The 21247-nt window shown below is 63.9% G+C and carries 17 protein-coding genes and 1 pseudogene; 10 read left to right on the forward strand and 8 right to left on the reverse strand.

From position 1 onward, the window contains the following. The 7 genes from ACNQQL_RS20785 (at position 1) to ACNQQL_RS20815 (ending at position 8114) form a co-directional block, all read left to right on the forward strand. A complete protein-coding gene (locus tag ACNQQL_RS20785) occupies positions 1–1296 on the forward strand; it encodes a copper oxidase (protein WP_347065324.1) in 1296 nt (431 codons plus the stop codon). 74 nt (positions 1297–1370) lie between these two features. After that, positions 1371–1718, forward strand: a complete 348-nt coding sequence (locus ACNQQL_RS20790; RefSeq protein WP_347065342.1) for a copper-binding protein — start codon at positions 1371–1373, stop codon at positions 1716–1718. A gap of 14 nt (positions 1719–1732) precedes the next feature. After that, on the forward strand, positions 1733–2113 hold the full coding sequence (gene copC, locus ACNQQL_RS20795) for a copper homeostasis periplasmic binding protein CopC (protein ID WP_347065325.1): 381 nt from the start codon (positions 1733–1735) through the stop codon (positions 2111–2113). Further along, positions 2110–3051: a copper resistance D family protein gene (locus ACNQQL_RS20800; RefSeq protein ID WP_347065326.1), complete on the forward strand. Its 942-nt coding sequence runs from the start codon at positions 2110–2112 to the stop codon at positions 3049–3051. The genes copC and ACNQQL_RS20800 overlap by 4 nt, the downstream gene beginning before the upstream one ends. 215 nt (positions 3052–3266) lie before the next feature. Next, a complete protein-coding gene (locus ACNQQL_RS20805; RefSeq protein ID WP_347065327.1) occupies positions 3267–5078 on the forward strand; it encodes an ExeM/NucH family extracellular endonuclease in 1812 nt (603 codons plus the stop codon). Between the two features lie 701 nt (positions 5079–5779). Next, on the forward strand, positions 5780–7639 hold the full coding sequence (locus tag ACNQQL_RS20810; protein ID WP_347065328.1) for a S10 family serine carboxypeptidase-like protein: 1860 nt from the start codon (positions 5780–5782) through the stop codon (positions 7637–7639). Between the two features lie 82 nt (positions 7640–7721). Further along, positions 7722–8114 carry a 2-oxoglutarate dehydrogenase gene (locus tag ACNQQL_RS20815; protein ID WP_347065329.1) on the forward strand — a complete coding sequence of 131 codons (393 nt, stop codon included), beginning with the start codon at positions 7722–7724 and terminating at the stop codon, positions 8112–8114. 108 nt (positions 8115–8222) lie between these two features. Here the strand turns inward: ACNQQL_RS20815 and ACNQQL_RS20820 are convergent, their stop codons facing one another. After that, a complete protein-coding gene (locus ACNQQL_RS20820; protein WP_347065330.1) occupies positions 8223–8450 on the reverse strand; it encodes a helix-turn-helix domain-containing protein in 228 nt (75 codons plus the stop codon). 243 nt (positions 8451–8693) lie between these two features. Next, entirely contained in the window at positions 8694–9773 is a 1080-nt protein-coding gene (locus ACNQQL_RS20825; RefSeq protein WP_347065331.1) for an alcohol dehydrogenase catalytic domain-containing protein, read from the reverse strand. A 110-nt stretch (positions 9774–9883) separates the two neighbouring features. Between ACNQQL_RS20825 and ACNQQL_RS20830 the strand changes: the two genes are divergently transcribed. After that, positions 9884–10681: a helix-turn-helix transcriptional regulator gene (locus ACNQQL_RS20830; protein ID WP_347065332.1), complete on the forward strand. Its 798-nt coding sequence runs from the start codon at positions 9884–9886 to the stop codon at positions 10679–10681. Positions 10682–10846: 165 nt separating this feature from the next. Here the strand turns inward: ACNQQL_RS20830 and ACNQQL_RS20835 are convergent, their stop codons facing one another. The 6 genes and pseudogenes from ACNQQL_RS20835 to ACNQQL_RS20860 form a co-directional block, all read right to left on the reverse strand. Next, positions 10847–12325 (reverse strand): aminotransferase class V-fold PLP-dependent enzyme, encoded by a 1479-nt coding sequence (locus ACNQQL_RS20835; protein ID WP_347065333.1) that lies wholly within the window; start codon positions 12323–12325, stop codon positions 10847–10849. A gap of 351 nt (positions 12326–12676) precedes the next feature. Continuing rightward, complete coding sequence (locus ACNQQL_RS20840) at positions 12677–12991, reverse strand: TrfB-related DNA-binding protein (protein ID WP_347065334.1); 315 nt, start codon at positions 12989–12991, stop codon at positions 12677–12679. 18 nt (positions 12992–13009) lie between these two features. Further along, on the reverse strand, positions 13010–13267 hold the full coding sequence (locus ACNQQL_RS20845; protein ID WP_175960441.1) for a PAAR domain-containing protein: 258 nt from the start codon (positions 13265–13267) through the stop codon (positions 13010–13012). 71 nt (positions 13268–13338) lie between these two features. Continuing rightward, positions 13339–14820, reverse strand: a complete 1482-nt coding sequence (locus ACNQQL_RS20850) for a virulence factor (protein WP_347065335.1) — start codon at positions 14818–14820, stop codon at positions 13339–13341. Continuing rightward, a complete protein-coding gene (locus ACNQQL_RS20855; protein ID WP_347065336.1) occupies positions 14817–15632 on the reverse strand; it encodes an effector protein Tle3 domain-containing protein in 816 nt (271 codons plus the stop codon). The genes ACNQQL_RS20850 and ACNQQL_RS20855 overlap by 4 nt, the downstream gene beginning before the upstream one ends. Before the next feature lie 14 nt (positions 15633–15646). Next, positions 15647–17947 (reverse strand): annotated as a pseudogene (locus ACNQQL_RS20860) (type VI secretion system Vgr family protein); the annotation flags it as partial. Positions 17948–18733: 786 nt separating this feature from the next. Here ACNQQL_RS20860 and ACNQQL_RS20865 point away from each other — a divergent pair. Together ACNQQL_RS20865 and ACNQQL_RS20870 are read left to right on the forward strand one after the other, a co-directional pair. Next, the gene (locus tag ACNQQL_RS20865; protein ID WP_347065338.1) at positions 18734–19987 is read left to right on the forward strand and encodes an MFS transporter; all 1254 of its coding nucleotides are present in this window, start codon (positions 18734–18736) and stop codon (positions 19985–19987) included. A 153-nt stretch (positions 19988–20140) separates the two neighbouring features. After that, positions 20141–21070, forward strand: coding sequence for a LysR family transcriptional regulator (locus ACNQQL_RS20870; RefSeq protein WP_347065339.1), 930 nt, complete (start codon positions 20141–20143; stop codon positions 21068–21070). The last annotated feature ends 177 nt before the right edge of the window (positions 21071–21247 follow it).

Genomic DNA, 21247 nt, shown 5'->3' on the forward strand with positions numbered 1-21247 from the left:
ATGGTGTCCCGTCGACAATTTCTCAGCGGCTCGGGCGCCGCGCTGCTGGGCGCCGCGATGGTCAGCAAGGCCGGCGCCGCGTCGCTGCCCGAAGCGCCCACGATGGCGAAAACCGCCACGCAGCCGCCGCTCGTGCCGCCCAACGGCCGTCCTTACACGCCCGTCGCGACGCTGAACGGCTGGACGCTGCCGTGGCGGATGAAGAACGGCTGGAAGGAATTCCACCTGACGGCCGAGCCCGTCGTGCGCGAGATGGCGCCCGGCATGAACGCGAACCTGTGGGGCTACAACGGCCAGTCGCCGGGCCCGACGATCGAGGCCGTCGAAGGCGACAACGTCCGCATCTTCGTGACTAACCGGCTGCCCGAGCACTCGACGATCCACTGGCACGGGCTGCGGCTGCCGAACGGGATGGACGGCGTCGGCGGCCTCACGCAGCCGCATATCCCGCCAGGCAAGACCTTCGTCTACGAGTTCCAGCTCGAATCGCACGGCACGTTCATGTATCACCCGCACGCCGACGAGATGGTGCAGATGGCGATGGGGATGATGGGCATGTTCATCGTGCACCCGAAGGATCGCGGCACGATGCCGGTCGATCGCGACTTCGTGTTCCTGCTCGCCGCGTACGACATCGATCCCGGCAGCTACACGCCGCGCGTGAACGAGATGACGGATTTCAACATGTGGACCTTCAACTCGCGCGTGTTCCCGGGCATCGACCCGCTGCCGGTGCGCGCGGGCGACCGCGTGCGGATTCGTTTCGGCAACCTGACGATGACGAACCATCCGATCCACCTGCACGGCTACAGCTTCGAAGTCGCGGGCACCGACGGCGGCTGGATTCCGCCGGCGGCGCGCTGGCCGGAAGTGACGGCCGATGTCGCGGTGGGCCAGATGCGCGCGATCGAGTTCACCGCCGATCGCCCGGGCGACTGGGCGTTCCATTGCCACAAGTCGCATCACACGATGAATGCGATGGGCCATCAGGTGCCGAACCTGATCGGCGTGCCGCAGAAGGATCTCGCGAAAAAGATCGGCAAGCTCGTGCCGGACTACATGGCGATGGGCAGCACCGGCGGTGCGATGGGCAACATGGAAATGCCGCTGCCCGACAACACGCTGCCGATGATGACGGGCACGGGCCCGTTCGGGCCGCTGGAGATGGGCGGCATGTTCACGGTGCTCAAGGTGCGGCAGGGGCTCGGCCGCAACGACTATCGCGACCCGGGCTGGTTCCGGCATCCGAAGGGCACCGTCGCATACGAATACACCGGCGAATTGCCGGACGGCTGAGCAGCAGTAGCAGTACGCGGCGGCCGTGCCGATGCGGCCGCCGGTTTCGATTCACTCACTCGGGAGCAAGCATGATGAAGAAGGGACTGGTTTCGATTGCAACGGGTTGCGCGCTGGCGTTTTCCGCCGCGTCGTACGCGGCCGGCGACATGGCCGGCATGGACATGAGCGGCGGCGCGAAGCAGGGCGCCGACGCGAAGCACGGGATGTCGCACGGCGAGATCCGCAAGGTCGACACGGCCGCGGGCAGGCTGACGATCAAGCACGGCCCGCTGGACAACCTCGGGATGGACGCGATGACGATGGTGTTCAAGGTGAAGGACCCTGCAATGCTGTCGCAGGTGAAGGTAGGCGACAAGATCGATTTCGTCGCCGAGGACGTGGGCGGTGCGCTGACCGTCGTCGAGCTGAAGAAGCCGTGACGCCGGGCATGAACATGAAGATCACGACTCTCACGCGGCTGGCCGCCTTCGCCGCGGCCGGCGCGATTCTCGCGGCCGCGCCGGTCGCGGCATCGGCACACGGCAAGCTCGAAAGCGCCGCGCCCGCGACGGGCAGCGCGGTCGATACGGCGCCCGACGCGTTGCGGCTTACGTTCAACGAAGACCTCGAACCGACCTTCAGTTCGGTGAAGGTGTCGGACGCGAACGGCAACGCTGTCACGCAGGAAAAGGCGAAGGTCGATGCGTCGAACCCGCGCGTGATGACCGTCGCGATGCCGAAGCTCGCGCCGGGCGCGTACACGGTGCAGTGGGCGGTGATGACGGCCGACGCGCATCGCACCAAGGGCACCTATACGTTCAAGGTGAAAGGGTGAACGAGGGCTTCGTCGGCCTGCTGCGGCTCGTATCGGTGGCGATCCAGAACGCCGGGTTCGCGGTGATCGTCGGCGCGCTGCTCGGCAGCCACTGGCTCGCGCGCGGCGCGTCGGCGTGGCAGCACGGCATCGCGCGGCGTCTCGTCGCGACGCTGCGCATTGCGTCGGTCGCGTCGCTGCTCGCGAGCATCACCGCGTTCTGGGCGCACTGCGCGCTGATGAGCGAAGTGTCGATGCTCGACGCAGGGCCGGCCGTCCGCGCGATGCTCGTGGGCACCGGTTTCGGCCATGCGTGGCTGGCCGGCGCCGCGCTCATGGTTGTCGTCGTGCTGCTGTCGTTCGTCAGACATGCGAACGACACGCGCTTTCCGTTCGCGATGTGGGCCGCGCTCGCATGCGTCGCGCTCGCGCGCAGCAACGGCGGTCATCCGGTCGACGCAGGGCTGTTCAGCGTGCCGGTGTGGGTCGACTGGCTGCATCTGCTGGCGATCAGCGCGTGGGTCGGGCTCGTGCTCGTGACGGCGTTCGGCGTGATGCCGCGGCTCGTCGGCATGCCCGCGGGCGAACGCGAGACCGGCGCGTCGTTCGTGCAGTCGCTTTCCGATGCGTCGACCTATGCGTTGATCGTGCTGTTCGCGACCGGCGCGTACAACGGGTGGCGCGGTGTCGATACGCCCGCCAACCTGCTCGCGTCGACGTACGGGCAGATCCTGCTGTTGAAGTTCGCGCTCGTACTGACTGCGGCGGCGCTCGGCGGACACAACCGCTTCTTCGGGATGCCGAAGCTGCTGGCCGCGCTGAAGAATCCGGCCGCCGCGATGCCGGCCGGCCCGTTGCGGCGGTTCGGCGCGGTGTTGCGGATCGAGGCGGTCGTGCTGGCCGGCGTGCTGATGGTGGCGGCCGTGCTCGTGTCGAGCGCGCTGCCGGGGACGGTCTAGCGCGACGGTGCGTTGACGAAGGTCACTCAGGGGAATCGTCGCGAGCACGGCAGATTTTTTGTCGGACGATTCCCCGCTTTTTATGCGCGATCGTGTGGCCGGTGTGGCGATCGCGGCGCGATAGCGGAAATTACATCGGCCTGTCTGTCGATTACCAAAAACTGTCATTGAGCGCCGTTAAGCTTTCGCCACCCTCACAACCGGGATTCCCTGCCATGCGCTCGACAATCCGCCTGTTTGCCCCGTTATTGCTTCTGCCCACGCTCGCTGCGCCGGCGATCGCCGCCACCGCCGCGCCCGTCAGCCCGAACTGCGGCGGCAGCGCGACGCCGATCGCCGATATCCAGGGGCCGGGCGCGCCGTCGCCGCTCGCCGGCCAGAACGTATCGATCGAAGCCGTCGTCACTGCCGATTTCGGCGGCACGGACGGTTTCGGCGGCTTCTTCGTCCAGCAGGCCGACGCGCAGCGCCGCAACCAGCCGGGCGTGTCCGAAGGCCTGTTCGTCTATGCGCCGAAAGTGCGTGCGAAGGCCGGCGATCTCGTGCACGTGACGGGCAAGGTCGAGGAGAAATACGGGCAGACGCAGCTCACGCAGTCGGGTGCGATCGCGGTGTGCGCGAACGGCCAGACCGTCACGCCTGCGACGCTCGCGCTGCCGGTCGACAGCCCGAACGGGTTCGCCGCGTATGAAGGGATGCTCGTGCGCCTGCCGCAGACGCTGAACGTCACCGACAACTACGAGCTCGGCCGCTACGGCAGCGTGTTGCTCAGCAACGGCCGCCTGCGCACGCCGACGAGCGTCGTGCCGCCCGCCCAGGCGCAGACGCAGATCGATGCGAACGCACGCAACCGGCTGGTCCTCGACGACGGTTCGAACAAGCAGAACCCCGCGACCGTGCCGTATCCGGCGCCGGGCCTGTCGGCCGCGAACACGCTGCGCGCGGGCTACACCGTGCGCGACGTCGAAGGCGTGCTCGAAGTGCGTTACGGCGCATGGCGCGTGCAGCCGCTGCCCGGCGCGGCCGTGCCGGCATTCGACGCGCGCACGAACCCTCGCACCAACGCGCCCGCGCGCGATCCGAAATCGAACCTGCGCGTCGCATCGTTCAACGTCCTCAACTACTTCAACGGCAACGGTCTCGGCGGCGGCTTCGATGATCCGAACAACCGCGGTGCGAAGAACTACCAGGAATTCCAGCGTCAGGAAGCGAAGATCGTCAGCGCGCTGAAGGCGCTCGACGCCGACGTGATCGGCCTGATGGAAATCCAGAACAACGGCTACGGCGAACTGAGCGCGGTACGCCAGCTTGCGGCGAAGCTCGGCAACCACTGGCGCGTCGTCGATCCGGGCACGTCGCGCCTTGGCGGCGATGCGATCGCGGTCGCGATGATCTACGACAGCCGCAAGGTTGAACCGGTCGGCCGCGCGGCCACGCTCGCGATCGACGACAAGAACCGCCAGCCGCTCGCGCAGTCGTTCCGCCGCATCGGCGGCAAGCAGGCGTTGACGATCGCGGTGAACCACCTGAAGTCGAAGAACTGCCCGGACGCCGCGAACGACGATCTCGACCAGGGCGACGGCCAGGGCTGCTGGAACCCGACGCGCACGCGTGCGGCGGCGAAGGTCGCCGACTGGCTCGCCGGCACGCCGACGGGTGTCGCGGGCCAGGGCGTGCTGCTGATCGGCGACTTCAACAGCTACACGCATGAAGATCCGATCCGCGCGCTCGAATCGCGCGGCTACCGCAACCTCGTCGCGCGCTGGATCGGCGCGAATGCGTACAGCTACGTGTACAACGGCGAAGCCGGCTATCTCGATCACGCGCTCGCGACGCTGCCGCTTGCATCGCACGTGAAGGCCGTGCACGAATGGCACATCAACGCGGACGAGCCGCTCGCGCTGCAATACACGATGGCGTACAAGTCGGCCGAGCAGCAGAAGACGTACTACGCACCGGATGCATATCGTTCGTCGGATCACGATCCGGTGCTGATCGATATCGCGCTGCCGGGCGGCGGGCATTGATGGCGGGTTGATTGTTGGTGACGGGCGGCGGCGAGTGTATCGCGCGCCGCCGCCCGCGCTGCGGAAAATCCGGTCGGATATCGGGTAAATAATTCCACTGCAACCGGATTGAATTGGCTGAATCGGTATTTTATGGATGGCGAGGTGCGCATAAGCACCCGGATTGGCAAATGGATGAGGTGAATCAAATCACCGAATCGCACATGCGTGCGGCTACGCTGCTTTAATCGATTGTGGATAATAAAAATGAAAGAAAATTCCTGTTGATATGAAGGCTTTTGGGGCGCTGCATCAATACAGCAAAGGCTTTTGCGTTGTGTGCGAAAAGTAAAATATTCGACGAAGCATTGCCGATAAAGCGCGCCTTGCGCGAATAATCCATCTTTCTTTCAAATCCCAGACACTGGCCGGCCTTCGCATCATTACGGGATTTTTAATATCGGAATGATCTTTGACAACGCGGCGCAGCACCGCCTATTTTGTCGATGTCGTAAATTTCGGTAATCAGAAAAGAAGTCCAAACTGCAGGGGGCGGTTCACGCACGATTCTCGCCGGCAGTTTGCTGTGTCTGTATCACGTTCAGTCTCTTGAAGCAGTCCGATCCCAACCGCCTTTTGCGCGAGTGGCGGGTGTTGCTGCGCGTCTCGCCGGCGAAGGCGGCCTTTGTGAAGCGGTATCCGAACCAAATCAAAGGGCAGAGATGAAACCAGACAGGAGCTGTACCGGCAGCCGTCATGGCCGCCGTGGCCGTCACGGCCGGTTGGCCGGGCTAGGTGCATTGACCGTCATGACACTGGCGCTCGCGGCGTGCGGCGGCGACGATTCGTCGTCCGTCGGCGCGTCGAGCCTCGCGCAGGCGACCGCCAGCCAGCAGGCCGGCGCGCAACAATCGGCCGGCAGCCAGACGCCGGCGGCCAACCAGCCTTACGTCGATCAGGTCGCGTATTCGATGAATGCGACCGACGGCCTCGCCGCCGCGCAGGTGTCCGAGAAAGCGGCGGTCATGCATTACCAGTGGAAGTCCGGCGGCACGACCATCAACTACACGACGACCACCGGCCACCTGACCGCGCAGGACGCGAACGGCAATGCGGAAGCGTCGATGTCGTATGTCGCGTACACCGCGCCGAGCACGAACGGCAAGCCGCGTCCCGTCACGTTCGTGTATAACGGCGGCCCCGGCTCGTCGTCGATCTGGCTGCGCCTCGGCTCGTTCGCGCCGACCCGCGTCGCCACGCCCGATCCGCTGTTCGGCAGCAACTGGCCGAACTATCCGCTCGTCGACAACGCGGAAAGCCTGATCGACACCACCGACCTCGTGTTCATCGACCCGCCGGGAACCGGGCTGTCGGAAGCCGTATTGCCGAACACCAACCAGAAGTACTGGGGTTCCGATGCGGACGTGAACATCATGCGCGACTTCATCCAGCGCTACCTGAACGTCAACAGCCGCGGCAGCTCGCCGATCTACCTGTACGGCGAATCGTACGGCACGCCGCGTACCGACATGCTGGCGCTCGCGCTCGAATCGGCCGGCGTGCACCTGACGGGCATCGTGCTGCAGTCGGCGATCCTGAACTACTTCGCGGATGCAGTGGAAGCGGTGGCGATCACGCAGTCGACGGAAGGGCTGCTGCTCGAAACCGATACCGTGGCCGGCTACCTGCCCGGTTATGCGGCGGTCGCGGCGTACTTCAACCAGGTATCGCCGGCGCCGGTGAACCAGGCTTTGTACGCACTGCAGACGGAACTGTTCACGACGCTGATCTACAACCAGCTGCAGAAGTATTCGCAGTCGTGGGTGTTGAGCCAGCTCGGCATTCCGGATGCGCTCGGCACGCCGGTGTTCCCGAGCGATGCGACGCTCCAGCTGTGGTCGATCCCGTCGAGCCTGACGCAACAGGCGCTGCGCGGCTACTTCAACGCGAATCCGTTCGGCACGAGCCTGCTGCCCGGAACGACGGTCGGCCGGTATGACGGACGCGTGTCGTTGCCGAACTCCGATCCGCGTCTGCAGACCGACGGCGACCCGTCCGACATCCTGATCTCGCAGCCGTTCACGAACGCGCTCGCGACGCAGATGCCGGACTACCTCGGCTACACCGCGCCGAATGCGACCTACCTGCCGCTGAACGACAACATCATCGGCGTATGGGACTTCTCGCACGACGGCCAGCCGATGCCCGACACGATCCCCGATCTGCTCGGTGCGCTGCAGCTCAACCCGAAGCTTCGCGTGCTCGCGGAGAATGGCTTCCACGATCTCGCGACGCCGTTCTTCAACACCGAGAAGCAACTCGCGCGGTTGCAGACGGTGAAGGGCCTGAATCCGAAGCTGCAGGTGAACTTCTTTCAGGGCGGTCACATGACTTATCTGGACGATGTCGCGCGTCCGCAGATGAAGCGGGACCTGACGACGTTCTATCGCGGCAAGCGGATTCCGACGGCGCTGACGCTGCACACGCTGCCGCCGCCCTGGCCGGACGAGAACCCGCCCAGCGTGCCGACCGGCAGCGTGCCGGGCGCGACGGCCGCGACGACGCTGGCGGCGGCCCCTTGAGCGACGGACTCCTTGTCAAAGGAACCCTCTATTCATCCATTGAATGCGAGTGATCATGTCCCTAATCAAATTGATTCGGCGTATGTCTGCGTTGATCGTCCTCGGTGCCGCGATGAGCAGCGCCTACGCATCGCCGCCGCAGGCGGTGGCGCCGGTGAAGCTGCCGCATGGCGGGCGCGGTGTCGACGGTCCGTTCTTTCCTGCCACGCGTGCGGCGCCGGTGTTGCCGTCGACCGGCGCGACGCTGCAGCAGCAGGCGCAGCGGCGTGTGGACGCGAGGCTCGGCGCCAATACGGTGCTGAGCAACGGCGCGGCCGTGACGAAGGCGCAGGCGCAGAGCAGCGGGCTCGGTTTCGTGTCGAAGCACTTCGACGAGATCGATGCGAAGCACACGGGCCGCGTGACGATGAGCGATGTACGGCAGTTCATCCAGCAGCGGCAGGTGCAGGCGCAGCAGGAACAGCAGGACGAGTGAAGTAGCGGGCAGGGTGGCGGCCGGTGTGAGGTCGGCACCGGCCGCCGGACCGCGCCACGCGTTCAGGTTGCCTGGCGCGCGTAGCGCCTGGCCTTGGCCGACGGCAATTCACCGAACATCGCGCGGTAGTCCTGCGTGAAACTGCTCAGGTGCCAGAAGTCCGCATTTGGTTGCGGCGGACGTCACGGATTCGCCGAGCCGAAGTTCGCGGCGCGCGTGATTCAGTCGAACGGCTCGCAGATACGCAACGGGGTTCAGATTGAGCGCGTCGTGGAACGCATACTGCGCGGTGCGCCGACCGATGCCGAGTTGCACGCACAGTTCGGCGATCGACAACGGACAGGTCGATGCGTCCTGAAGCCGCTCCTGCACGGCGTTGACCAGCGACCAGTACTTCGTCGGGCTCGATTTCGACATTCACGGCAATCGCATTCCGATCCGATGCGTGAACGGTATGAAACCAAATCTCCCGGCAATATCGGATTTCGGCAACGTAGTGAAAATCCGGATGCCTGCACTGTTCGAGGGCGTGGCGCGGCGTCATGACGGGCCGATTCGGTGCGATGCCGGAAAGACGTGCTATGGCTCGATAACGGTCATCCTGAACGGCCCGCCGTTCGCCGCCGCATGTGCGACCGCTTCGTTCGCATCGTCGAGCGCGAAGACCGTCACGTCGAAATGCCCGAGATCGAGCAGCCCGCCGCGGATAAGTCCCGTCATCAACGTCACGGCTTCCGTCGGGCACATCCACTTGCCGCGCAGCGTGATGTCGTTACGCATGAGCCACGGATACGGCAACTCGAGCCCCGCACCGCCGAGCATGCCGACGCCGCCCATCAGCACCACGCGCCCGTACGGGCGCACCGCCATTACCGCGGCACGCACCGTCGTCGCGGGCACGGACGGCGGCATCAGGTCGATCACGCAGTCGATCGGCCCCGGCGCCGCCTGCTGCATGCGTGCGCGATCCGTGGCTTCGTCGCCGGTCAGCGCGACGGTGCGCACGCGTTCGCCGAAGCGGCGTTCGAGATCCGCGAGCGCGCGCGCATTGCGGCCGGGCGCGACCACGCACCGCGCGCCCATCGCCAGCGCGACCGCGATGCCTGCGCTGCCGAAGTTGCCGGTCGCGCCGCTGACGAGCACGATCTCGCCGGCCCGAAGATTGGACGCGAGCAGCCCGCCGTACGGCACGAGCAGCGTATTGAGCGCGCACCAGCGTGCGGCGTCGGCCGGCGGGACGTCGCCGATGCGCACCGCGTTCTCGGTCGGCACCCGCAGTCGTTCGGCAAACGGGCCGTCGTGGAAATGGCGCTGCAATTGCTTGCCGCCTTCGCCGCGCGCGCTCCAGCCCTGCAGCACGATGTCGGGCATCAGCGCATCGTCGCGCGAGCGCACGGTCGGATCGCAGAACACCCAGTCGCCACGTTGCAACTTCGTCGCGTCGGGGCCGGTTTGCCGGACCCGGCCGATTGCGCCGCAGCCGGGCACCATCGGCAGTTCGATCGGGTACTGACGCTCGCCGTTGAACACTTCCCGTGCATAGGACAGAACCGGTGCCGCAACGACATCCACGATGACCTCGCCGGTGCCGAGCACGGGATCCGGCAGCGTTTCGATTGCGAGCGGCATGCCGAGCGACTTCAGAATCGCAGCTTTCATGACTGTTCCAGAGGGTGGGGGACGCGCCGATTCTGGCAGGCTTAGAATCCGCAACAAGGCCCGGCACGAGCCCAGGATTTCCCGATACCACCCTGCACGGAGCGAACCCGATGGCCGCCACCACGCGAACCCCGTTCGGCGATTTTCTGCGCTCGCGGCGCAAGAGGCTGCGGCCGGATGCCGTCGGCCTGCACGACGGCCCGCGCCGGCGCACGCCCGGCCTGCGGCGCGAGGAAGTCGCGGAACTGGCGGGTATCGGTGTCGACTGGTATGTGCGGCTCGAGCAGGGGCGCGACGTCAGCCCGTCGGATGCGACGCTCGACGCTCTGGTACACGCATTGCGGCTGGACAAGGCCGAGGCCGCCCATCTGCGCGCGCTCGCGCGGCGGGACACGTCGCGTGCGTTCGTGCCGGAGAGCGTGCCGCCCGCCATCGCGCGGCTCGTCGCGAATCTTCACCTGCCTGCGTACGTGACCGGGCGGCGCTGGGACATCCTCGCGTGGAATGCCGCGGCAGCCGACCTGCTCGGCTTCGATCGGCTCGCGGAAGCCGATCGCAACATTCTGGTCTACACGTTCGTCGAGCCGCACGCGCGCCGGCTCTTTGCCGAGAGTTGGGCCGACGAAGCGCACCGGATGATTGCGCTGTTTCGCACGAACCATGATCTCCATGCGAACGATCCGGCGTTCATCGCGCTGGTGGAGCGCCTGCGCGCGAGCAGCGACGAGTTTGCGCAATGGTGGGGCACGCATGATGTGCGCAGCGGGGCATCGGGCCAGAAGGTGCTCGTGCATGCGCAACGCGGCAAGCAGCGTTATGAATACGCGACGTTCCAGGCGAACGACGATCCCGCGTTGAAGCTGGCGATTTATACGCCGGTGAGTGGCGACGGGGGCGTCGGCGAATAGGGGCGCGCGAGCGACAGGATTGCCGGCGGGGCATGCAACGGCAGTCGTCAGCCTGGCGCCGAGGCTTGATTGGGCGGCGCCACCACCCGGCGACGCATCAACGCATCGGCATCCTTCGCGTGCGAAGACGGGTGGTGCGGCGGCGTGTTCGGGCAGTGTTCCGCGTCAGGCCGTACGCCGGCTCGACAAACGATTCCACAGCATTCCTGACCGGCTCCCGCTTCGGCAATACGCGAGCACCGGCTTCTGCAGCGAATCGACCAATGCACCGAACGCATCGACCTCAGCGTCGCCGATGCGATCGCGCTCGACGGGCAGGTAGCGCGCTTCGAGGCCCAGTTCGCGGGCTGCTGCTGCGATCTCGTCGAACGCAGGTTGATCGTCGCCTTCGCCGTCCGGACGGTTGCAGATGACCGAGCGGAAACCTGCATTCCGGATCGCTTTCAGGTCGGCCGGTGTGATCTGCCGCGAAGCGGAAAACCCGTTCGCAGCCGTCGCGCGACATTGCTCGATTGCTTTCCGGAAACAGGCGATCGCGAAATCGACGTCCTGCTCCGTCGTAAAGCGACCGAAGCTCACGCGCACGGTGCGGCCGGCAGTTTCCGCGTCGAGGCCGATCGCGGTCAGCACGTGGGACGGTGCGCCGCTGGTCGAGTTGCATGCGGATGTAGACGACACGGCGAGCGCTTCGCCGAGCATGAACGGGAAAAAGCCTGGCGCATTCACCGTCAGGCTCAGCGTGTGCGGGATGCGGCGCGCGGCAGCGGCGTTCTGCGTGACGTCGCCGAGCGCGAGCAGCGCGTCCGTCAGGCGTGCGCCGAGCGCTGCGATCCGCGTGGCTTCGCCGCCGAGTTTTTCAGCGGCCAGTTCGCACGCGACGCCCATGCCGACGATCTGATGCGTCGCAAGCGTGCCCGAGCGCAACCCGCGCTCGTGTCCGCCGCCATGAATTTGCGGAGCGATCCGGTCGGCGATGTCGCGGCGCACGAACAGCGCGCCGATGCCCTTGGGGCCGTACACCTTGTGGGCCGACATCGACATCATGTCGATGCCGAGCGCGCGCACGTCGATCGGCGTCTTGCCGAGCGCTTGCGCGGCGTCGACGTGCAGCAGCGCGCCCGCGGCGTGCACGACGCGCGCGATCGCGGCGATGTCGGTCAGCGTGCCGATCTCGTTGTTCACGAGCATCAGCGACACGAGGCCGGTGTCGGGGCCGATCGCCGCGGCGACCGCGTCGGCGGTGATTTCGCCGGCGCGCGTGGGCGTCAGGAAGGTGACCGACATCCCGCGCTTCGACAGGTTCGCCATCGTATCGAGAATGGCCTTGTGCTCGAGGCGGCTCGTGATCAGGTGGTGCTTGTCGGTCGCGGTTTCCGCATAGCCCTTCAACGCGAGGTTGTTCGATTCGGTGGCACCCGACGTCCAGACGATCTCGTCGGCATCCGCGCCGATCAGCGCGGCGACTTGCGCGCGTGCGCGCTCGACCTGCTCACGCGCCAGCCGGCCGGCGGCATGCGAACTCGATGCGGGATTGCCGAAGATGCCGTCGAAGCCGAGGCAGGCCGTCATCGCTTCGATCACGCGGGGATCCGCGGGCGTCGTTGCCGCGTAGTCGAGGTAGTGCAGCGTGGTGGTATCGCTCATGTCCTTCTCTTGGTCTTTCTCTTTCGGAATGGGAGAAATGATACGGGGGACAGAAGGGAAAATGGATCCAAAATCGGTCGACAAGCCAGCTTGATGTGGAATTAAGTTTTCTTGTTTTATGGTATTGAGGAATTTATTTCTAGGTGGGCCTGCCGCGCGTTATGTCGGCGGACTGGCCATGCGGATGCTTGTGCCGCCCTCCCCGATGACATGTCCGTGGCTATCGATCCACTCCGTCTTCAACGTGCGGCGTGCCTTCGTCGTCGGGTTGCCGTGAGACGCATGGACGCGCGGCGCCTTCCCGCGTCATTTCGAATTCGGGGAGGTAATGGCTACCGTTCCCCGGATCGGTCAAGCCGTCGGTTTCGGATCGGATGACGCAGCCAATCGGTGAGCGTCACGAACCCACGCGTGCAACGCGCTTTCGTACTGCGCCGGGATCGTAATCGTCAGCGTGGTGAGGCGCGTGTCGTTGCCCGGCAGTTCCAGGTACCTTTGCCACGTTTTCCGTACAAGTTGCGACATTGCGGAACGGGTCATGCCGAGTTCGGCGGCAAGCGCGCGCTGTGTCCGGCCCTTGACGAAGATTTCAAACAACGCCCAATGGTTCACGGGCTTGATCCGGGTATCTTGCAGCCTCAACAGACGGAACTGTTCGGCGCTCATGCGTCGGCTCTGCCGCATTCAGACACGCCCGGAAGTTTGCAGGGAGGAAATCAACGCGGCTCCGCAGGAAGTCTTGTGACCATCGAATGCGGCGGCGCGGCCTTCAACGTCAAACGCCACGTCTCCTTCGGCAATCACACCGGCTCCGTGAATCGGACATGAACACGCGTCGCCAATGCGGGCGACCGCGCGTCCCATTACCTTGCTTCTTCCGGCTCCGGACTCAACCCGGCCGCCGTGGGTGTGTACGTCGCCAACTCGAACGATTCCTCGCATATAACCCATCTCCTGAATGACTCGGCGCGGCGGTCGCGTTCGCTCGAAACGCGCTGTCGCGTCGGTTTGTATCACCACGAATAACCCTGCGTTCCGTAGTTCGTATCGTGACGGCGACCCCACCACGGCAGATAGGCGTTGTTCCCGCCGCGCGCGCGGAACCAGTCTTTGTCTGGATCGATTGGCGTGAGCTTCGACGGCGGCTTGACGACAACTGCGACGGGATGCCTCGGGTCGGTCGTGCCGGCGACCAACGCGTTACCGCCGAAGTGATTGATCCGGCCGATTGCCAGCGCGACGTCGGTCAATGCGCTTCCGGTTCCCATGTCGCCGAGCAGCGCCGCCGTGTTGAAGGTCTGTTTCTGGTGGTCGTAGTCGGGTAGGACTTCCGTGAGTGTCTGTGACAGGCCGACAAGGCGCTTCGATGCGGCGTCGCTACCGGCACCGGCATCATGAACGATGTACTTGATATCCGGGACCGCAATCCCTGCGTTGTGCGCTGTCTGATCGATGGTTGCCTTCCATGCTTGCACAGTTCGTGTCGTGCCGGCCTTTTGCGAAAACTCGTCGATGTTGCCGGTCGCGGCCTCGCCGATCCATGCGAGCGGTTCGCGCTCGGTATTGAAGGTCGGGCCGGCGAGAAACAGCACAACGAGGTTTTCGTTAATCTGCGCGTCCTTCGGCGGGAAACTCGGCGCATCCCAATTCATCACCCATACGCTCTTGTCGGGGTTCGCCTGCAGGTAGTTCAGTGCCTTGTTCAGGGAAGTGAAGCCGGCGTTCGCGCCGCCCTGTGTGACCTGAACATTGGGAAGAGTGTTGCGGCTCCATACTTTCGGAAAATGCGGGTTTCCGATAAAAAACGTTTCCCTAATCTCGTTGACTAAGAATGCTCCCGATTCAGCGATATCGAGTCGCGGTGGAATCGCCAATTCGATATGAATTCCAGACAGTTCGTTCCAATCCTTTTGATCGTCTGGTTTCACTGTGTAGAAGTACTTTGCGTTCATGGCATAGCGCGAGCTCAACAAGAGCGGAAACTGCTCCATGTACTTGTGATAGAAGCCCTTGAACGTCTCGGCACCTTCGTTACCGTAGGCAATTCCTGCGACTGATTGCAGCGTCGTGAACGACTTCGGATCGGTGCGTACCATGTCGTCGTTCTTGTTTGGCGTAACAAGACCTTGCGCCCACAACGTTTGCCATTCCGTTGGGTAATCCTTGCGTTGCAGCGGATTCTGCCAAATCAGACCGACGACTTGCGCAACGAACGGCTTGGCGGGTCCTTCAGTTAGTGCAGCGGTACTGATGTCTTGCTTGGCACTTGGAGCGGCCTGCGCTGGACGCGTCGTCGCCGTGATGAATAAGAACACTACGAGCACCAGCAGCCCAGGCAAAATCACTAATCGCTTCATCCAATCTCCTGTTTCAAGTAATGCAGGGTGCGGGTGATCAAAATGCGCCATCAATGCGACGATCAGCAGGGCCGTAATTATCCACGTCACGACGGCCAAAGCGATGCGACGTGGCCATGTAGCGATCAGCGCCTTCATACCACACCCCCGACCCTCAAATAGGGTTGTCCTTCTCGTTTGTCGGTGATCTTGTCGGGCATATTGCTCTCACTGCCATCCGCATGCACCCATTGGTGCATGGGTAACTCATCAATCACACCCTTGGAAAAATATTTCCAATATTTCTTGTTGGGAATCCCGTCAGGAATACCATCGCCCATCCGCCAGTCAGCCTCAATCCGCAGCGCCTTCCATTGCTCAGGCGTCAGATAGCAAGGACCAATCGCCACATCATACGCAAGCGCCTTTCTCGCATGTTCCGGGTTCGTCATCGTCGTTGAGTGGTTTGTCGGGCTATTGATTTCGCCGCGATCAAACCAATCCGTGATCTGCTTGTCGCGCCAGTCCTTGTAGCCGTCAGGCAGATCGCTTTTCCCATCCTCTCCGATAACATGACCGTCACCGTCGACCCAGTCGGTGTTCAACGTGCGGCGCGCCTCCATCCGCATCAGTGCACGGTCCTCGTAACGCTGTCCGGCTTCACTTTCGGCCGTACCTTGGGCGTCACCGTCCTTGTTCTTCGCCCTGTACTGGTCATAAGGATCGTCGGCCTGTTTGTCCGCATCGGTCTTGCTCGCATCGCGCCATGCGGACGGCGGATCGTTACCTTCGTTGAAGTCGCTTTTCGCTTCGCCGTCCTCCGTCAAAATCGGCTTGCCGAACCGCAGCGCCTTCGGCGGAAACGACTCGTCCAACGCCGGCGCGTCCGCAACGATCGTCCATCCCTTCGGCGGATCTTCGTTCACACGAAACATCTTCAGCGCCGAAGTCACAGCGGTTGCCGCATACATGATCGGCGCGGTGACACACCATCGCTATGCGCGAACATCGAGATGCCATGACCGCCATGCAGATTGATGCGCTCGCCGCTGGTGAGTTGCACGTGTTGCTGCGCGATCTGATCGATGTTCTCGCCCGCATATACGACATGCGTTTTAGGGGTGACGTGCAGCGACCCTGACTGCGCGCCGAACGCCAGCAATGCGGATGCGTGGTCGGCCGCACCGGATTCCGCGCTGCCGGGTGTCCAGTGACGGAACGCATCGGCGATCTTGTCCTGGCCGGCGGTATCGGCGGACTGTCCGCCATGCTGGCCGGCATAGTCGCCAAGCGATTTGAACAGTTCGGCGCACTGGTCGAGCAAGTGAACCAGTTCATCGCGATCGAGCTGACCACCGGTCGCACGCGTGCGCGCGTAGGTCGATAACAGAATGCCCTGGGCGGCGCGCAACGCCGCGGCCGCGTCGGTGCGCAGTTCCGCACCTTCGCCCCGATCGTTTCCGTGCCCATCCTTCCGGGGCTGCGTCAGGTACCCCAGATTCAATTGGGTATGCGCGTGTTCGCTCGCCAACTGCGCCGAGATTTGCGATGGCGTATCGTCCAGACGAAGCTGGTTGTACCGATCGCCCTTGATTTCCTTGGTCTTGATTCCGGACAAGTAGCGGTTGCCCGGTAGCGCGCCGGTATCGCTGAAGGTCGCGGGCTGGTTCGCCCCGTTGCTCAAAACCCCGATGATCACCAAACGGTCCGGATCGCCCGACAGGCACCCGAGCAAGACTTCCATCCCCACCCGAGGCAGGAAGAGCGCACCGAAGTATTTGCCCGCCAGACTCGCCCCGACACGTATCGGCGCACTGTCGCCGGCCGAACCGTTCGTGCCGGCGCCTTGCGCGTGCGCGTGATCCGCGGGATCGAAGCCGTGAAGCCGCACGCGCACGCGGCCGGCTGCGTCGCAAAACACTTCTTCCCCCTGCGTGCCGACGATCGTGCCGGTCAGCAGGTGAGCCGGCGGGAGGTCGATTTTCGGATCGTATGACGGCTTGAGCGGCACGCCGCGACGCACGCACGTGAAGCTGTTCTCGTAGCGCGTGTCCGTCTGTTCCGGCGCATCGGCCGGCGCGGGCGGTGTGGTTCGCGTGAGGTTCCGGCTCGCCGCGAACAGCGCGTTTACGCGGCTCGTCAGGTCTTTCGGCAGGTTGTTCAAGATATCGTGCCGAACCGACGTCACGACGAACTGCCGCTGTTCGGCCAGCTTCATGTCCAGTTCGGGGTCGCCCGTCAGCGTGAACCAGTGACCGACCGGCATATCGCGCACGCTACCGATACCGTCGTAGCGCTCCGCTTCGAACTGGTGGGCGAGTATCCGGTCGTGCGTGATGCGGTCGTGATCGTTCCACGAATCTCCGACGTGCGGAATGTCGATCGCCACATCGGTCAGCAATCGGGCAAGGTCGTTGCCGGCGTCGCCTTGATCGATGCTGCTTGCGATGGCAGACACGTCCATGCGGGCCTTCTTGTAGTCCCACGACGGACGGCTGGCTTTGCCGGGAGACAGGCTTTGATAACGAGCGAACAGCGTCACCGTATCGCGTAGCTCGGTTCCTGCATCGCGCGGGTGAAGACGCACGGCACCGGCAGGTGATTCCGCCAATCGAAGCGGGTCATCGCAGAAGACGAGCGTATGGATCGGCCGCTCTTCGGTAATGCTGCGTGCCCCTCCGATCGGCCCGGCTTTCGCAAAAACCGTGATGCCTTCGCGCCGCAGCAGTCGACGCACAAAACGAGCGTCCGATTCGTTGACCTGCCGCGTCAGTTCGCGTGCCGGATAGCGCTCGGCTCCCAATCCCGACAGGTCGAAATCGAATGCACGCGCGAGTGCGGCGCTGCGTTGTCGCCATTCGTTCATCAGCGTGGCAAGAATCTCGATAATGCTCAGCGATCGGAATACGCGGGAGTTGGTGCGGTAGTCCATCAACGAAAGTGCATCGCAGACGTGCAACTGGTACACCGTCAGCTCGCCGTCGGATTGACCGATATGCACGTCCCGCACGATTGCATCGATCGTCCGCACGTCGCCCCGGTCGGTCGTCAGGCGGACCGATACAGGCACGCCGAGAAACAGCGTGGGGGAGAGATGATCGTGTGTGGAAACGCAGGTCAGGTTCCCGTCGATTCCCGACATCAATCCTTCGCGGATATCGGCGTGATGGAGCGCCAGCAGATGGCCGACCGCGCGTTGCGCCGGCCCGAAATGAAGCGCGACCGGCCGTTTGTTCCAGTCCACAAGACCGGATGCAAAGTTTCGAAGTGTTGCTGCGATCGACATGACGGCAATCTCGTTATTATTTTTCCGGATTCGGACTTGTTCGAATCGGATTCTCGGTTTAATAAAACGACGACATTCGTAATTTCGATGCGGAGAATATCAAACTTATATCGGTTTCATTGCATATTGATATTTTGAGATGAAAAATCGTGCCTTAAGAAACAGTGTTTGACGTTTTTTTGTGGTGATGGATTTTTTAATAAAAATCCTATGCCGGAAATATTTGGTGATATCCGTGTCTGTTCTTTACTGGTCGGCCTGCGCCACAGGGACTGACTTTTTCGTCGAACTGACTTCGGTTGCCAAATTTAAAAATCAGACTTTTTCCAATTCAGAATGGACGTCGGCACATTGCAGTATCGGAAGGGGCCCGAACAGGATCGCGCTCGTGTGCTCGCCGAGCTTGCCGGACCGTGTGCATGCAGGGTGTAAACGGGCAATACGCCGATTCCTCGATGTCCATGAGGGATTTCCCCGTGACACGTGCGTGAGCGTCATTTCAACGCCGCGCCCATTCGCCCCGCGCTTCCCCGCAGACACTTCCCGCCCCCTTGCGCCCGATTATTTGCATTTCGCGAATGGCGCGTTCGCCGGTTGTTCCATACCCGATCCGCGGCCGTGCACCTATCGTGGTGGCGTCGGCTGGCTGGATTCGATGCGTCGAACCGGAAAGGCAGCCGGCACTTCGTCGCGATTCACATCGCACACCACACGAAAAACATCGGACCTGGCTCATGCGCAGGCGCTGCGGCGCGCGCAGGCGAACCAGCGTCCTCGGAGACGGAAATGAAAGCAAACGAGTGGGATACCTCCTATGAGTGGAAGGCGGTGACGCTGCTGGCGCTCGGCTTCGGGCTGGTCGGCCTCGACCGCTGGCTTATCGCGCCGCTGTTCCCTTCGATCATGAAGGACCTCAACCTGACCGCGCAGGATGTCGGCAACTGCATCGGCGTGCTCGGCCTGTCGTGGGGCGTATTCGCGGCGCTGATGGGCGGCATCTCGGACAAGGTCGGCCGCAGGAAGGTGCTCATTCCGGCCATCATCGCGTTTTCGCTGCTGTCGGGCTTTTCGGGGCTCGCGGGCGGCCTGCTCGGGCTGATGGCGATTCGCGGGCTGATGGGCGTCGCGGAGGGCTCGTTCTGCCCGACGAGTTTCGCGGCGACGGCCGACGCGTCGCATCCACGGCGGCGCGGCCTGAACCTCGGCCTGCAGCAAAGCGGCTTCGCTCTGTTCGGCCTGGCGCTGTCGCCGATCATCGCCACGCAACTGCTCGGCTTCGTGTCGTGGCGCTGGGTCTTTGCGCTGGTGGCGATTCCCGGCTTGATCCTCGGCGCGATCATGTTCTGCGTCATCCGTGAGCCGAAGGTCGTGAAGGAGGTCGCGTCGGAACACGCGCCGGCTTCGCTCGGCCACGTGCTCAAGAGCCGCAACATCCTCGTCGCGATGGCCGCACTGTGCTGCGCGATGACCGGCGTCTTCGTGCTCGGCGCGCTGCTGCCGCTGTACCTGACCGATTACCTGTCGCTCGGCACGCAGAAGATGGGCCTCGTGGTGTCGGCGATCGGCTTCGGCGGCTTTCTCGGGCAGTTCGGTTTGCCCGGCCTCTCCGATCTGGTCGGGCGCCGCCTCGCGAGTATCGTCGGCTTCGCGGGAACGGCCGTGATGCTCTATATCTTCCGCGGCCTCGGCCCGCAGCCGCTCGCGTTGTTCGGCGTCCTGTTCGTCGCGTCGTTCTTCACGCTCGGGCTGGTGTCGCTGCTGTCCGGCCCGGTCGCGACCGAGGCTGCGCCCGTCGGTCTCGTGTCGACGTCGATCGGCGTGGTGGTCGGCGTCGGCGAGATCTTCGGCGGCGGCATCGCGCCGGCGATGGGCGGCTACGTCGCTGCACACTTCGGCATCCAGAACATTATGTGGTTGCCGATGTGCGCGGTCATGCTGGGCATCGTGGTCAGCATGCTGTTGAAGGAAACCGCGCCCGCCGTGCTGCAGCGTCGCGTGATCGTTCAACCGGAGCTGGCGGCCGGAAAGCAGCCGAGGTAATGCCTGAGCGGGTGCACCGGCGAACGCCGGTGGCGGTGCGCTCCGCTCCGCGATTGACATCGATTTGGCGACACAGTGACGCTTTTCGCATGACACAGCCCGTTGCCCGGCGCGGGTAGACTGCCGGTTTCGCTGTCGAAAAAAGGGCGCGGTATGGACCGGTTCCTGAGCATCGAGGCATTCGTAAGAGTCGCGGAGGCGAGCAGCTTCGCCGAGGCCGCGCGGCAGCTTGGTGTGACGAGTTCGGTCGTGACGAACCGCATCCAGCAACTGGAGAAGTTCGTCAATGCGCCGCTGTTCCATCGCAGCACGCGCCACGTGCGCCTGTCCGAAGTGGGCGAGGCGTTCTATCGCGAGTGCGCGGAGGTGGTGGGGCGCGTCAACGAGTTGACGGACCAGATGCGCGAGCTTCGCGCCACGCCGACCGGGCGGCTGCGCATCCAGATGCTGCCCGGTTTCGCGCTCGATCACTTCGGCGCGCCGCTGGTCGAATTCAATCGGCGCTACCCGGGCATCCAGCTCGACGTCATCGTCAATGATCGCGTCGTCGACCCCGTCGAAGAAGGGTTCGACATCGCGTTCCAGATCTTTCCGCCGATTTCCGAATCGCTGATCGAGCGGCGGCTGTTCACGGTCAGGCGTCTTTTTTGCGCGTCGCCCGCTTACCTCGAAGCGCATGGTGCGCCACAACATCCGCGCGATTTGCTGCAGCACACCACCGCGCTGTATTCGGGTTATCCGTCGCGCAATCGCTGGACGATGACGCGCGACGACGAGGTCGTCGAAATGGAGCTGCCGGGCATGATTCGCTCGAACTCCGTTCACCTGCTGCGCGAGTGTGCGCTGACAGGCGGCGGCGTCGTTTGCCTGCCGACGCTCGTGGCAAGCGACGCGCTCGTCGCGGGGCGGCTGGCGCCGATCCTGACCGACTACCAGCTCGCGCCGCTGAGCTTTGCCGCCGTCTATCCCGCAACGCAGCGACAGGCGTTGAAGGTGAAGGCGCTGGTCGAATTCCTCGCCGAATACATCGGCGACGAGCCCCCGTGGGATCTTCCGCTTCTGGAGCGTGGCTGGGTGCGGTGACCCGCGCGATTATTCGCGAAACGCAAATGCCGTAATCGCCATCCGTTGCCTTGTTGCCGCTGTCTCTTGCCCCTAGCAGGCTGTTGAAAAACGCCTCGTCTTGATCACGAGGTCGCTGCGCAAAAGGATTTCGTATGCGATTGGCTGCTGAGTTGGCGACGGATCGTCGAAGCTGGA

Origin of the sequence: Burkholderia sp. LFS061, from assembly GCF_047978125.1 — a bacterium.
Taxonomy (GTDB): Bacteria; Pseudomonadota; Gammaproteobacteria; order Burkholderiales; family Burkholderiaceae; genus Burkholderia; species Burkholderia pyrrocinia_C.

Bases quoted from the DNA above. Each gene is read 5' to 3' on its own strand.
- ACNQQL_RS20865 (WP_347065338.1), top strand. From the start codon at position 18,734: ATGAAAGCAAACGAGTGGGATACCTCCTATGAGTGGAAGGCGGTGACG.
- ACNQQL_RS20835 (WP_347065333.1), bottom strand. From the start codon at position 12,325: ATGAGCGATACCACCACGCTGCACTACCTCGACTACGCGGCAACGACG.
- ACNQQL_RS20830 (WP_347065332.1), top strand. From the start codon at position 9,884: ATGGCCGCCACCACGCGAACCCCGTTCGGCGATTTTCTGCGCTCGCGG.
- ACNQQL_RS20825 (WP_347065331.1), bottom strand. From the start codon at position 9,773: ATGAAAGCTGCGATTCTGAAGTCGCTCGGCATGCCGCTCGCAATCGAA.
- ACNQQL_RS20785 (WP_347065324.1), top strand. From the start codon at position 1: ATGGTGTCCCGTCGACAATTTCTCAGCGGCTCGGGCGCCGCGCTGCTG.
- ACNQQL_RS20845 (WP_175960441.1), bottom strand. From the start codon at position 13,267: ATGCGAGGAATCGTTCGAGTTGGCGACGTACACACCCACGGCGGCCGG.
- ACNQQL_RS20870 (WP_347065339.1), top strand. From the start codon at position 20,141: ATGGACCGGTTCCTGAGCATCGAGGCATTCGTAAGAGTCGCGGAGGCG.
- ACNQQL_RS20840 (WP_347065334.1), bottom strand. From the start codon at position 12,991: ATGAGCGCCGAACAGTTCCGTCTGTTGAGGCTGCAAGATACCCGGATC.
- ACNQQL_RS20850 (WP_347065335.1), bottom strand. From the start codon at position 14,820: ATGAAGGCGCTGATCGCTACATGGCCACGTCGCATCGCTTTGGCCGTC.
- ACNQQL_RS20815 (WP_347065329.1), top strand. From the start codon at position 7,722: ATGTCTGCGTTGATCGTCCTCGGTGCCGCGATGAGCAGCGCCTACGCA.
- ACNQQL_RS20805 (WP_347065327.1), top strand. From the start codon at position 3,267: ATGCGCTCGACAATCCGCCTGTTTGCCCCGTTATTGCTTCTGCCCACG.
- ACNQQL_RS20790 (WP_347065342.1), top strand. From the start codon at position 1,371: ATGAAGAAGGGACTGGTTTCGATTGCAACGGGTTGCGCGCTGGCGTTT.
- ACNQQL_RS20855 (WP_347065336.1), bottom strand. From the start codon at position 15,632: ATGTATGCGGCAACCGCTGTGACTTCGGCGCTGAAGATGTTTCGTGTG.
- copC (WP_347065325.1), top strand. From the start codon at position 1,733: ATGAAGATCACGACTCTCACGCGGCTGGCCGCCTTCGCCGCGGCCGGC.
- ACNQQL_RS20810 (WP_347065328.1), top strand. From the start codon at position 5,780: ATGAAACCAGACAGGAGCTGTACCGGCAGCCGTCATGGCCGCCGTGGC.